Genomic DNA, 12795 nt, shown 5'->3' with positions numbered 1-12795 from the left:
GACCTGAGAAGAGGACATTCATACGAAACATTTCCTAACAACTTTAGACATTTGTCCAACATCTTTAAAATAAATAAATCAGGCTGTTTGACCACTTAATAAAATCAAGAAAGAAGTTGCTGACCGTTGTTCCTAGTGCGATGGTTACTAAAATGAGCAAGGCCCTTGCTTCAAAGACTTTGTTTTTCCTGAAGAATGCATCAAAATTGATCGACTGCAAGACCCTCCAGGTAATGATGATGAAAATCAAGTGCGAAGTCATGCTGAGAATCGCTTCTTCTGCAAAGTATTGTTCCATAGGTGCTGCTCCTTCCCTGAGGAATGTCGAGATCCCTCATCTCTCCATCAATGGCTCAAGATAAACTGACAAAAGAGGGAATATTCCACTCCATTTCCCGGGCAATAATAGACATTTTACATCTTTTTGACGGGACTATCCAAAATTCGCTGACGAAAAAAAGCTGTATAACTCACAAAAAAACTGCTCTCGTAAAGAAAGCAGTTTAGAAGTTGTTCTCATAAACATTCAAGCGATTCAAGGCACGCTTGAGTGCCATTTCAGCCCGTTGGAAATCAATGTCGGCTTGTTTGTCCTGAAGGCGACGTTCGGCACGTTCTTTGGCCATACGGGCACGATCGATATCAATATCCGCTGGTTTTTCAGCAGATTGAGCAAGAATCGTGACTTTATCTGGACGAACTTCCAAGAAACCGCCACTTACCGCGATACGATCTGATTTGCCTTCCCCTTTAAGACGAACAGCGCTGATCGTCAAAGGCGCGACCATCGGAATGTGACCTGGAAGGATTCCAAGTTCACCGCTTTCCGCCTTACAGCTGACCATTTCAAATGCATCTTCCAACACCGGGCCATCAGGAGTGACTACACTCACCGTCAGTGTGCTCATTCGTATTCCTCCTTGGCTGATCATGAAGAGGAAGAGGAACTTTACTCAAGCCCCTCTATCCACCAGACCTGTTTATTGCATTTGTTTTGATTTTTCAACGACTTCTTCGATTCGTCCAACTAGACGGAACGCATCTTCCGGAATATCGTCGTATTTGCCGTCAAGGATTTCCTTGAAGCCTTTAACTGTCTCTGAAACAGGCACATAAGAACCAGGCTGGCCTGTGAACTGTTCTGCCACGTGGAAGTTCTGAGAAAGGAAGAACTGTACGCGACGTGCACGGGATACTGTCAATTTATCCTCATCAGAAAGTTCATCCATACCCAGGATCGCAATGATATCCTGAAGCTCTTTATAGCGCTGAAGTGTACGCTGAACTTCGCGGGCGATTTCGTAGTGCTCTTCGCCGACGATTTCAGGGTCTAGAGCACGAGAAGTGGAAGCAAGCGGGTCTACGGCTGGGTAGATTCCCTGCTCAGATAGCTTACGCTCAAGGTTTGTCGTTGCATCCAAGTGGGCGAAAGTTGTGGCAGGCGCAGGGTCCGTATAGTCATCGGCAGGGACATAAATCGCCTGGATGGAAGTAACGGATCCTTTGTCTGTCGAAGTGATTCGCTCCTGAAGCTGACCCATCTCTGTAGCAAGCGTCGGCTGATAACCAACAGCTGATGGCATACGTCCAAGCAGGGCAGAAACTTCAAGACCACCTTGGGTGAAACGGAAAATGTTATCGATAAAGAAGAGAACATCCTGTCCTTCTTCATCACGGAAGTATTCGGCCATCGTTAGTCCAGACAGGGCCACACGCATACGTGCACCAGGCGGCTCGTTCATCTGTCCGAATACCATGGCTGTCTTCTTGATAACCCCGGAGTCAGTCATTTCATAGTATAGGTCGTTTCCTTCACGTGTACGTTCACCAACACCAGCGAATACGGAAATACCACCGTGCTCTTGTGCGATGTTGTTGATCAATTCCTGGATCAGTACGGTTTTACCTACACCGGCACCACCGAACAAACCGATCTTACCACCTTTTACATAAGGAGCAAGAAGGTCTACTACTTTAATTCCTGTTTCAAGAATTTCAGTTTCTGTAGCCAGGTTTTCAAATTTAGGAGCTTCGCGGTGAATTGGGTCACGGCGGACATCACCAAGTGGCTCATCAAGGTCGATCGTGTCGCCTTCTACGTTAAATACACGTCCAAGAGTTACTTCCCCTACAGGTACAGAAATCGGATTACCTGTGTCCGTAACTGTTGTACCACGCATGACACCATCCGTAGATGACATGGCAACGGTACGAACGGTATTGTCACCCAGGTGAAGGGCAACTTCCAATGTAAGATCGACGCTCTTTTCGTTTTCGTTTTTCGCTTCGTAACTTACGTGCAATGCGTTATTAAGATCAGGGAGATGTCCATCATCGAACGTTACGTCAACAACGGGTCCCATGATTTGGGTCACGCGTCCATTACTCATCGATTTCCCTCCTAACTTACTGTTCAAAAATCCGAGAGATCCTATTCGAGGGCAGCTGCACCGCCGACAATTTCGGTGATCTCCTGGGTAATAGCAGCCTGACGGGCACGGTTGTAAGAAAGAGTAAGATCTCCGATCAAATCATCAGCATTATCTGTCGCACTCTTCATTGCCGTCATACGTGCTGCATGCTCACTGGCCTTACTGTCGAGTAAAGCACCATAAATCAAGCTCTCAGCGTATTGAGGAAGCAAGACTTCCAAAATCTCTTCTTGGTTCGGCTCATACTCATACGAACTTTGGTTCGCTTTACCCTCTTTATTCAAGTCTGTCAGTGGAAGAATTTTCTTCTCTGTCACTTCTTGAGTGATGGCACTGACATAATGGTTGTAATAGATAAACAGCTGATCGATTCTTTCATCTGTGTACAGCTGTACGGTATCTGAAGCAATATCTTTGATATCAGTGAAATCTGGTTGATCAGATATTCCGGTGATATCCATATCGACAGGCATGTTCCGCTTACGGAAAAAGTCACGACCGATCCGTCCGATGGTAATCAGGGTATATTCATCCGCTGACGTATGCTTGCTTCGGATTTGCTGGTACACCTTACGAAGAACACTGCTGTTGAATGCTCCTGCAAGTCCACGATCGGAAGTGATGACAAGATACCCAGTCTTTTTGACATCACGGGCCTCAAGCATCGGGTGACTTGCATCTCCGCCACCTTGGGCGATGCTTGCCACAACTTCCTGGATCTTCTCACTATAAGGCACAAACCTCTTGGCATTCTGCTCGGCACGGTTCAGCTTGGAGGCAGATACCATCTCCATCGCTTTCGTGATTTGCTTCGTCTTTTTCGTTGACGTAATCCGACCTTTAATATCTCTAAGGGATGCCACGCTGTTTCACCACCCTTTCTAGCTATGATTCATTTATTCAGAAACGACAAACGTTTTCTTGAATTCTTTCACAGCACCACTCATATCTTCATCTTCTGCAAGCTTGCCTGTCTCACGGATTTGAGTCAGAAGCTCTTTACGGTTGTTATCCAACCAGTTATGGAACTCAGATTCGAAGCGAGTGATATCTTCGACTGGAATTTCATCTAAGAATCCTTTTGTCAGTGCGTAAATGATCATGACTTGCTTTTCGACGGCTAGTGGTTGGTGAAGACCTTGTTTCAAGACTTCAACCGTACGGGCACCACGGTTCAACTTGGCCTGAGTGGATTTATCCAGATCAGAACCGAACTGGGCGAATGCTTCCAATTCACGATAAGAAGCCAAGTCAAGTCTCAGTGTACCGGCAACCTTCTTCATCGCTTTGATTTGTGCGGAACCACCAACACGAGATACAGAAAGACCCGCGTTAATCGCTGGACGTACACCAGAGAAGAATAAATCAGACTGCAGGAATATCTGACCATCGGTAATGGAAATTACGTTTGTCGGAATATATGCAGAGATATCTCCTGCTTGTGTTTCTACGAAAGGAAGAGCAGTCAAAGAACCGCCGCCTTTAGCATCACTAAGCTTCGCTGCACGCTCTAGCAAACGAGAGTGTAGGTAGAATACGTCTCCCGGGAAGGCTTCACGGCCTGGAGGACGACGTAGAAGTAGAGAAAGTTCACGGTAGGCAGCTGCCTGTTTGGAAAGATCATCATACACGACCAATACGTGCTTGCCGTTGTACATGAAATCTTCACCCATGGATACTCCTGCATATGGTGCAAGGTATAATAATGGAGCAGGCTGAGAAGCACTTGCGGTTACAACAATTGTGTAATCCAGTGCACCATGACGACGTAGAGTTTCTACTGTGCCACGAACGGTTGACTCTTTTTGACCGATCGCTACATAAATACAAACCATATCCTGATCGTGCTGGTTTATAATCGCATCAATGGCGACAGATGTTTTACCTGTCTGACGGTCACCGATGATCAATTCACGTTGCCCACGTCCAATTGGTACAAGAGCATCAATGGCTTTGATACCTGTTTGAAGTGGCTCATCAACGGATTTACGATCCATAACCCCTGGTGCAGGTGATTCGATTGGGCGTGTTTTTGTCGTTTCAATCGGACCACGTCCATCGACTGGTTGTCCGAGTGGGTTTACGACACGACCAAGCATTTCTTCCCCGACGGGTACTTGCATGATTCGTCCTGTACGACGTACTTCGTCGCCTTCTTTAATATCTGTATATGGCCCTAGAATGACAAGACCAACGTTACTTTCTTCCAAGTTTTGTGCCAATCCCATGACACCATTAGAGAATTCAACGAGCTCACCAGCCATGACATTATCAAGACCATGAGCACGGGCAATACCGTCACCAACTTCGATTACGGTTCCCACATCATTGACTTCTATATCTGATTCATAGTTTTCAATTTGCTGCTTAATCAGCGCACTGATTTCTTCAGCTTTGATGCTCATGCCATTTCACCCCTATCATCTATTGTTCGCAGAAACTAACTTCCGCTCTATGCGGCGAAGTTTTCCACTGACAGAACCATCAAATATGCGATTACCGACTCTCAGGCGAAGCCCGCCAAGGATAGAAGGATCGACGATATTCGTAAGGTTCAAGGACCGTTTACCTACTTTCGGTGCAAATGTTTCTGAAATGCGCTGTTTTTCAGCTTCAGAAAGTTCCCTTACAGAGTAAACATCCGCATCTGCAATGCCTTTAGCATCGTTCATCATTTCGATGTAAAAACCGATCATATCCACGATGATTTCTTCACGATGCCTTTCCACCAACAGCTTTAAAGTATTAACGATCTCGTCAGAGAAAGACTGAAAAGAATCGCCAACAAACTTTTTCTTCTGCTCCATGGAGAACCGTGGATGGTTCAGGAATGAGATGATTTCCTTATTGCCGCGAAAAACATCACGTAAAGTTACCAGTTCGGATTCAAATTGTTCTAGTTTCGACTTTTCTTTTCCAAGTTGGAAAAGGGCATCTGCATAGCGTTTAGCAATGATAGATTGACTCATCGCTCTTCGCCTGCCTCATCGATATATTGGTTGATCAGCGCCTCTTGATCCTTTTGTGAAAGTTCTTTTTCAATGACTTTCGAAGCAATCATGACAGACATAGTAGCCACTTGATCTTTGAGGGCTTGGACAGCTTTTTCTTTCTCCTGCTCGATTTCTTGACGAGCAGATTCCTTGATGCGTTCAGCCTCAGCACGTGCTGACTCAAGAATATCTCTTTCTTGTTGGCCTGCTGTTTTACGAGCATCCTCAATAATACTCTGTGCATCCTGGCGTGTCGCTTTCAACTCTTCAGAAGCTTCACGCTGCATGCGCTGCGCTTCTTCACGGCTTTTCTCGGCCGTGTTTATTTCATTCGCTACATAATCTTCACGTTCTTTCATCATGTTCATCAATGGTCCCCATGCGAACTTACCTAAAAGAGCAAGTAAACCAAGGAAGAAAACAAGTTGAATGATCATGTCACCTATATTAAGCCCTCCAGCTCCGAGGACCAGACTCTCTGTGAATCCTTGCACAGTTTTCACTCCTCTCCACACCATCTCGTAACAGGTTTACACTTCAATAATTTCCGCAAGCCCTTTCATGATGCTAGGGCTAGACAAGCGAAAAACCCGGCTTCCGCTGTAAATACAGCTTCCGTCGAAGTTTTCTTACCGTGACTTTCGGGTATAAAGTTTTCGTAAGGTATAAAGGAAAGGCGAAGATCGATGGAGTTGAACTTCGCCATAAGCGTATATGCTCGTCCTAATTATTGTCCCATTACGATGAATGCAATAACAACGCCGATGATAGGAATCGCCTCTACTAGGGCAACACCGATGAACATTGTTGTTTGAAGTGCACTGCGCAATTCTGGCTGACGCGCAATCCCTTCTACTGTACGACTAACAATCAAACCGTTACCAATACCAGCACCTAGTGCCGCTAAACCTACTGCAATTGCAGCTGCTAAAAGACCCATAATGAAAATCCTCCTCAATATTTTTAAAAAAGTTAATATAATGCTTTATATTAATGGTCTTCGCTCACCTTGTGAGACAAGTAAACCATCGTTAACATAACGAAAATAAACGCCTGGATAAAACCAATGAAAGTACTAAAGCCCATCCATGCAATCATCGGAACGGTCGCTCCGATAAATCCTCCAACGCCTGTCGCTGCTAATCCAACGAGCAAGCTTAGCAGAATTTCACCTGCGTAAATGTTCCCGTAAAGACGCAAACCAAGAGTCAACGTATTTGAGAACTCTTCAATAATTTTGAATGGTAGCAAGAATGGCAATGGACGCACAAATCCTTTTGCATATTCTCTACCGCCCCGCAGTTTCACTCCATAATAATGGGACAAGACGACAACTAAAGTCGCAAGTGTCAAAGTGATTCCCGGATCAGCTGTCGGTGATTTCCACCATAGTGTGTGTCCAACCACACCGTTGGTGACTACCCCGAGCATGTTCGCTACGAAAATGTAGGCGAATAATGTCAGTCCCAGCGGTAAAAAGAGCCTACCTGTTCTCCAATCCATGTTGGAACCGATAATTCCTTTAATGAAATCAATCAGCCATTCCATGAAATTTTGAAAACCTGTCGGATATCGCTGCATGTTTCTTGTCGCCGCTACGCCGAGGATGAATACGATCAATGACGCGACAAACATCATCAATACGTTTGACAAATTGAAATCCAACCAAGAGAGTCCAAACGCATCCTCCCACATCGGTGCTTCGTGATTCAAACTGTTCACCTACCTTCCATCATGCTAAACTGTTGATTTATTGAACAGATAATCTATTAAAATGACAATATAGGCTGCCATTAAGCCCAATACTACTGCAATCAAATGGAAATATTCTTCAAACTGAAGGGCTATGACTACGGCTAAAGCGCCGGAAGCCAATCGCGTAAACGTACCTATTCCTCTAACGGAGCGGTTATCTGCGGAAGCTTCGCCAAGCTTGCGGATCTTTCTTTGCATGAGCCAGAGGTTGTAGAAGCTCAATGCACTTCCTAACAGAAGTCCGAGGAAAATCGGTTGCCAAGGGGTGATGCCCCAACCAAGTACAAATAAAGCCAGAAGGTAGAACATCCATTTTCGCTGACGGGTCATCATCTGTTGATATCCTTGCATGTCAATCGTCTCCCGTGTACGTGCGTACTAAATGAATGGTCCCATATGTACCTGCCCCTAACCCTAGGAGCAATCCTATGATTAAGAAAATGGGTTCTGTGGAATAGTGACTATCGATCCATTTCCCGAGGAAAACGCCGGCTAAAGGTCCGCCTGCGAGTTGGGATGTGATCATGCTGGTTAAAGCCATTGCTTTGAAGGGTGGTTCGGTCTGTTTCATCCGCTCTTCCTCCACAATTTTCTAGTGGCTGAAAACCTTGTATGTCACCTATGAAAACCTTATCATTCCACACTATGTAAGAATACAATAGGGGTGGTTTGATGTCAATGAGTTTGTGAGTAAAAGTACAAATGACAGACAAAATTCGATCACATTTTCGTCACATTTACGTCGAATTTACACAGCATTCAAATATATGGAACACAATACAAAAATTATCTATTTTAACTCCCAATTACATAGCCCCCTCACTATCATTTCAAAAGACGCTGCGCTTCAATGCGCAGCGTCTTTTTACCGATTTCCTTCTATATAAATAGGAAACGGATAGATGGACTCTTTTTTATCTGTTACAACGGTTATAATGGCAAGATAACTACCATCCAAGTTCAAGTCATCTATATCCACTTCACCTTCAATCAGTCCGGATTTTAAATCTTTTATCTCCAATAGTGTACCTGCTGTTAACATCGTACCTGCGCGATATAAATCCACTCTCAATTCATCCACATCTTCCGCTATGTGGAGACGATAATCACCCACTCGATCGTTTTGCCAGGACGTCTCCAGTTCAAAACCTGACACAATCTCATAGCCTGAGGTCTCTTTCACAAACACATATGGGAGGGTGTAAACTTTTTCTTTCTCTTTAACCTTAAGAAATCCTTCATGAACCCCATCTTCTAAAAATGCAGCAGACACACGCAGTTCAACAGACAATTCCTTCGTTTGTCCGGGTTCTATTTTTTGTGACATGGGCACCGTCCACGAAACCCCACTTTGCGCACCCGGCTTTTCAATGGAAATAGTAACAGGTTCATCTTTTAAATTCTTTATTTTTAAAGGTAATTGTTTTCGATAGATCTCGTCATCGATTTTTCCAAAAGACAATGAACTTTGCCCGATGAGCAGTTCAGGTTCAAGAGCTTCGTTAAGATCTACATAACCTGCTCCTTGTTCAGTAGGTGGGAAAGGCTGTTTTCCTGTCCCAATTATATCTGCTGTAGTTGTCAGCGCCTGTTTGACTTCTGCGGGGCTCCAATCCGGATGCGCCTCTTTCATCAAAGCTGCCATTCCGGCCACATGAGGGGCTGCCATACTTGTTCCTTGCAACGATTGATAACCTCCAGGAACAGTACTGTATATATCCACCCCAGGGGCGAGTATATCCGGTTTAATCTCCCAATTCGTTGTGACTGGTCCCCGCGAGCTGAAAGGGGCAACCTGGTCACCTAACGAAACATTCACCGTTTCCACCCATTGATTTTGCCGGATAACCTTTTCCTTCAACCATTCCCCATCTTCGTTTGATAGAGACGCTACGGGAATGGGCAGTTTCACTTCATCCAATCCTCCTTGAAAGTTCCCTTCTTCGTTGTTGTAGATGAGTACAGCGACCGCACCTTTTTGGTAGGCTTTTAGAGCTTTGTGACTAAAAGGAATGCCGCCTCTTTCAAACAAAACGATTCTTCCACGTACATTCCCATACTCAGCTTCTCCTGTCCCCGCAAAAACGAGGGGATATTTTTTTGCTAATTCCCAAGGTACAGATCCAGACATCGTCTGAACCAGTACCGTTTCTCTTTCACCTGGGACTTTCAGCACAGGGGTCTTCATAGATAAAGCAGAAGCCCCTACCGTGATGGCGTCAGAAGAAGTAGCTGGAGAACCAATCGTCCAGCCGTCCGGACCAGAATTACCGGCCGCTACGACAACCACTGTCCCTAACTCTACGGCTTTATTGACAGCATGGGTCGTTGGCCAGTCCGGACCATTCACATCATTCCCTAAAGAAAGATTGATGACATCCATACCGTCATTCACAGCTTCTTCAATCGCTGCAATTACTTGCACAGACGAACCTACTCCTCCAGGTCCCAAAGCCCGGTACGCATAGAGGTCAGCATCTGGAGCAATGCCTTTCATTTCCCCATTCGCCCCTACAACACCAGCGACATGCGTGCCATGAATTGTTGCGCCCTCCTCCTCTGTTTCCATAGGATCGTCGTCAAAGTCAACGGTGTCATAGCCACCTTTGAAATTCTCTTTTAAATCCGGGTGGTTGTAGTCCATGCCTGTATCTATAATTCCAACTTTAACGCCTTTCCCTGTCTGCGGGTTCCTCAGTTGATTACGAATAAATTCCGTTGAAAAATCAGGAACTTCCTCCACCTCTAATGCTTCATAGGTACGTACGGGATGTTGATTTTTCACAGCTTCCATTCTTGCCACTTTTTCCAACTCTTCTGCCGTCCCTTTAATCGCTACACCATAAAAAATCGTATCGTAACTCGTTACCACTTCAAGCCTCGGTAGTCTTCGTTCTAGTTCTTTTAAGAAAGTCTCAGGTGGTTCATCTAATTCGACAATGATGGTTACTTCATCGTTCGGTTCAGGAGCACTGAATCCGGTCAATATAAATAGGCAAGTGAAAAAGACAATCCCATATCGCATAAGCTTGTGCTCCTTTTTCCATAGCATTTGTTATAGCTGAACGTTTATGCGAAAGCATTTAAGGATCTTAAACAAAATGAACGCCTATTGTGTTTTCAAATACCTCTCTTTTACATAAGAGAACGCAATATGATCCGTTACAGTATTTATCAGTGGATTCTAAGCTTTTATCGGTAGGTTCCTGGGGTTTATCGGTGACTTTTACTCTTTTATCGGTGTCTTTCACATTTTCATCAGTGACTTTAATGATTTTATCAATATAAGCAAACAAGTCCAAAATGCTCTCATTGCTTCTCATAAAATATGGACGGCCAGGAAAATACGAGATGTCTATTGAATGAGAGGACATGATAAGACCGTGCAAGACTTCATCCTGTGGAAGGTGCCGCACTCCCATGAAAGCAAGCAATTTCCCGGACCTCTAGGTGCTGACAAACATAAAGCATATTTGGAAGTGGAATCACAACAATATGAAGCTATTAGGGGAGTATGTTCGTTGGAGATAAAACAAAAGGGCGAGGTCTTGGTGACCTCGCCCTTTTATGTTCATATTATTCGATTTCGAATGGTGCAGGTTTGTCTTCGCGATGTTTGAAGAAATAACGAATCGCCTCTGCGATACGGGCAGAAGCTTGTCCGTCTCCATACGGGTTGGAGGCTTTGGACATCGCTTCATGTTTTTTGTCATCCGATAACAATTCATGAGCGAGATGGAAGATGTGATCCTCTTCCGTTCCTGCAAGCTTCAATGTGCCTGCATCAATACCCTCCGGACGTTCTGTCGTGTCACGAAGGACAAGCACAGGAACACCCAGTGAAGGTGCTTCTTCCTGAACGCCGCCTGAATCAGTCAAAATGAGGTGTGCTCTTGAAGCGAAATTGTGAAAGTCGATAACATCAAGCGGTTCGATCAGCTTGATTCGATCGTCATTCCCTAAGATTTCATCCGCTGTTTCTTTAACCACCGGATTCAGGTGAACCGGATAGACGACTTGAATATCGTCGTGCTCCTGAACAAGACGCTTGATCGCGCGGAACATTTGCTTCATGTTGTTTCCGAGGTTTTCACGACGGTGTGCTGTCATCAGAACAAGGCGTTTATCCCCTACTTCATCAAGCACTTCAGACGCATAGTCTTCCGCTACCGTCGTCTGTAAAGCATCAATAGCTGTATTCCCGGTAACAAAAATGTTGTCCTCAGATTTATTTTCAGCAAGAAGGTTGTCTCTTGATTTATTCGTTGGTGCAAAATGAAGATCTGCCATGACTCCTGTCAGCTGACGATTCATTTCTTCAGGGAACGGGGAGTACTTGTTCCATGTACGTAATCCTGCTTCCACATGGCCGACAGGAATCTGGTTGTAGTAGGCAGCAAGAGAAGCGGCGAATGTTGTGGTCGTATCTCCATGGACAAGCACCACATCCGGCTTCGTTTCTTTCATCACTTCATCTAAACCTTCCAAAGCACGAGTGGTTACTTGAGCAAGTGACTGGCGGGCTTTCATGATATCAAGATCAAAGTCTGGTTCAATATCAAAAATACTCAACACTTGGTCCAGCATCTCTCTATGCTGAGCGGTTACTGCAACGATTGGTTCAAACTGTTCTGAACGTTTTTTCAACTCAAGGACGAGCGGTGCCATTTTTATAGCCTCCGGTCTTGTCCCAAATATCGTCATTACTTTAATGCGTTCTGTCATGAGTGCTCCTCCTTTAATGAGGAAGTGGTTTTATTTGGTTCCGTACAAACGGTCTCCCGCATCTCCTAAACCTGGTACAATGTATCCTTTTTCGTTCAATTTCTCATCAAGAGCTGCAAGGTAAATGTCCACGTCAGGGTGCTCTTCCTGCACTGCTTCTACACCTTCAGGCGCAGCTACTAGACACATCAAACGAATTTGTTTTGCTCCACGTTTCTTCAAGGAGTGGATTGCTTCATTGGCTGATCCGCCTGTCGCAAGCATCGGATCAATGACAATCAGTTCACGTTCTTCAATATCACTTGGAAGCTTCACATAATATTCGACGGGCTGCAATGTTTCTGGATCGCGGTAAAGTCCGACGTGTCCAATTTTCGCAGCTGGAATCAATTGGATAATTCCATCTACCATACCAAGCCCAGCTCTTAGAATAGGAACAAGTCCGATCTTTTTACCTGTCAGTACTTTTGCCTTCGCATCCTGCACGACTGGTGTATCGATAGACACTTCTTCCAGTGGAAGATCTCGGGTGATTTCAAAGGCCATAAGTGCTGCTACTTCATCTACTAATTCACGGAAGTCTTTCGTCCCTGTCTCTTTTTTACGTATGTACGTCAACTTATGTTGAATCAATGGGTGATCCAGTACATAAACGTTTGCCATTGCCATTCACTCCTTCTGAAAATTTACATCCTTTAAATTGTACAGAAAAAGAAACCTCTCCGCAACCTATGATCGTATTACGAATTATTACAAAATACTCTCTTTGGTTGAAGACTCAGTTTCGATACTTTTGTTGAGCAGGTGGGGCTCGTTTCACGCATACATGGAATGGGGTGGTTGGGAAGCTCGGCGCTCCCCCAAAGGAAAACGAGTAGCTTCCCAACCAT

Annotated in this window: 14 protein-coding genes; all 14 read right to left on the bottom strand. The window is 44.8% G+C overall.

What is annotated here, in order from left to right; all coding sequences use genetic code 11:
• Nucleotides 1-64 precede the first annotated feature (64 nt).
• Nucleotides 65-298: a DUF1146 family protein gene (locus J0K78_RS13415; protein ID WP_089652055.1), complete on the bottom strand. Its 234-nt coding sequence runs from the start codon at nucleotides 296-298 to the stop codon at nucleotides 65-67.
• Nucleotides 299-503: 205 nt separating this feature from the next.
• Entirely contained in the window at nucleotides 504-908 is a 405-nt protein-coding gene (locus J0K78_RS13410; protein WP_089652057.1) for a F0F1 ATP synthase subunit epsilon, read from the bottom strand.
• A gap of 72 nt (nucleotides 909-980) precedes the next feature.
• The gene (atpD, locus tag J0K78_RS13405) at nucleotides 981-2390 is read right to left on the bottom strand and encodes a F0F1 ATP synthase subunit beta (RefSeq protein WP_206947524.1); all 1410 of its coding nucleotides are present in this window, start codon (nucleotides 2388-2390) and stop codon (nucleotides 981-983) included.
• Nucleotides 2391-2431: 41 nt separating this feature from the next.
• Nucleotides 2432-3295: a F0F1 ATP synthase subunit gamma gene (locus J0K78_RS13400; RefSeq protein ID WP_206947523.1), complete on the bottom strand. Its 864-nt coding sequence runs from the start codon at nucleotides 3293-3295 to the stop codon at nucleotides 2432-2434.
• A gap of 33 nt (nucleotides 3296-3328) precedes the next feature.
• Nucleotides 3329-4837: a F0F1 ATP synthase subunit alpha gene (gene atpA, locus J0K78_RS13395; RefSeq protein WP_160910923.1), complete on the bottom strand. Its 1509-nt coding sequence runs from the start codon at nucleotides 4835-4837 to the stop codon at nucleotides 3329-3331.
• Nucleotides 4838-4852: 15 nt separating this feature from the next.
• Entirely contained in the window at nucleotides 4853-5401 is a 549-nt protein-coding gene (locus tag J0K78_RS13390; RefSeq protein WP_206947522.1) for a F0F1 ATP synthase subunit delta, read from the bottom strand.
• On the bottom strand, nucleotides 5398-5919 hold the full coding sequence (atpF, locus tag J0K78_RS13385; protein WP_160910919.1) for a F0F1 ATP synthase subunit B: 522 nt from the start codon (nucleotides 5917-5919) through the stop codon (nucleotides 5398-5400). Before atpF ends, J0K78_RS13390 begins: the two co-directional genes overlap by 4 nt.
• A 233-nt stretch (nucleotides 5920-6152) precedes the next feature.
• Complete coding sequence (atpE, locus tag J0K78_RS13380; RefSeq protein ID WP_014644824.1) at nucleotides 6153-6365, bottom strand: F0F1 ATP synthase subunit C; 213 nt, start codon at nucleotides 6363-6365, stop codon at nucleotides 6153-6155.
• 50 nt (nucleotides 6366-6415) lie between these two features.
• Nucleotides 6416-7138, bottom strand: a complete 723-nt coding sequence (gene atpB, locus J0K78_RS13375; RefSeq protein WP_160910918.1) for a F0F1 ATP synthase subunit A — start codon at nucleotides 7136-7138, stop codon at nucleotides 6416-6418.
• Nucleotides 7139-7162: 24 nt separating this feature from the next.
• Nucleotides 7163-7531, bottom strand: coding sequence for an ATP synthase subunit I (locus tag J0K78_RS13370; protein WP_160910917.1), 369 nt, complete (start codon nucleotides 7529-7531; stop codon nucleotides 7163-7165).
• A gap of 1 nt (nucleotide 7532) precedes the next feature.
• A complete protein-coding gene (locus J0K78_RS13365; RefSeq protein ID WP_160910916.1) occupies nucleotides 7533-7751 on the bottom strand; it encodes an AtpZ/AtpI family protein in 219 nt (72 codons plus the stop codon).
• 294 nt (nucleotides 7752-8045) lie between these two features.
• Complete coding sequence (locus J0K78_RS13360; protein ID WP_206947521.1) at nucleotides 8046-10205, bottom strand: S8 family serine peptidase; 2160 nt, start codon at nucleotides 10203-10205, stop codon at nucleotides 8046-8048.
• 551 nt (nucleotides 10206-10756) lie between these two features.
• Nucleotides 10757-11905, bottom strand: a complete 1149-nt coding sequence (wecB, locus tag J0K78_RS13355) for a non-hydrolyzing UDP-N-acetylglucosamine 2-epimerase (RefSeq protein ID WP_160910914.1) — start codon at nucleotides 11903-11905, stop codon at nucleotides 10757-10759.
• A gap of 30 nt (nucleotides 11906-11935) precedes the next feature.
• A complete protein-coding gene (gene upp, locus J0K78_RS13350) occupies nucleotides 11936-12568 on the bottom strand; it encodes a uracil phosphoribosyltransferase (protein ID WP_160910913.1) in 633 nt (210 codons plus the stop codon).
• Nucleotides 12569-12795 lie beyond the last annotated feature (227 nt).

This window comes from Halobacillus sp. GSS1 (assembly GCF_017307035.1).
GTDB lineage: Bacteria > Bacillota > Bacilli > Bacillales > Halobacillaceae > Halobacillus > Halobacillus litoralis.
This window is presented reverse-complemented; position numbering and strand designations above follow the sequence as displayed.

What these genes read in the sequence shown, in the direction of transcription:
- J0K78_RS13415 (WP_089652055.1), bottom strand. Translation starts at nt 298, where the DNA reads ATGGAACAATACTTTGCAGAAGAAGCGATTCTCAGCATGACTTCGCAC.
- J0K78_RS13410 (WP_089652057.1), bottom strand. Translation starts at nt 908, where the DNA reads ATGAGCACACTGACGGTGAGTGTAGTCACTCCTGATGGCCCGGTGTTG.
- atpD (WP_206947524.1), bottom strand. Translation starts at nt 2,390, where the DNA reads ATGAGTAATGGACGCGTGACCCAAATCATGGGACCCGTTGTTGACGTA.
- atpA (WP_160910923.1), bottom strand. Translation starts at nt 4,837, where the DNA reads ATGAGCATCAAAGCTGAAGAAATCAGTGCGCTGATTAAGCAGCAAATT.
- J0K78_RS13390 (WP_206947522.1), bottom strand. Translation starts at nt 5,401, where the DNA reads ATGAGTCAATCTATCATTGCTAAACGCTATGCAGATGCCCTTTTCCAA.
- atpE (WP_014644824.1), bottom strand. Translation starts at nt 6,365, where the DNA reads ATGGGTCTTTTAGCAGCTGCAATTGCAGTAGGTTTAGCGGCACTAGGT.
- J0K78_RS13370 (WP_160910917.1), bottom strand. Translation starts at nt 7,531, where the DNA reads ATGCAAGGATATCAACAGATGATGACCCGTCAGCGAAAATGGATGTTC.
- J0K78_RS13365 (WP_160910916.1), bottom strand. Translation starts at nt 7,751, where the DNA reads ATGAAACAGACCGAACCACCCTTCAAAGCAATGGCTTTAACCAGCATG.
- J0K78_RS13360 (WP_206947521.1), bottom strand. Translation starts at nt 10,205, where the DNA reads ATGCGATATGGGATTGTCTTTTTCACTTGCCTATTTATATTGACCGGA.
- wecB (WP_160910914.1), bottom strand. Translation starts at nt 11,905, where the DNA reads ATGACAGAACGCATTAAAGTAATGACGATATTTGGGACAAGACCGGAG.
- upp (WP_160910913.1), bottom strand. Translation starts at nt 12,568, where the DNA reads ATGGCAAACGTTTATGTACTGGATCACCCATTGATTCAACATAAGTTG.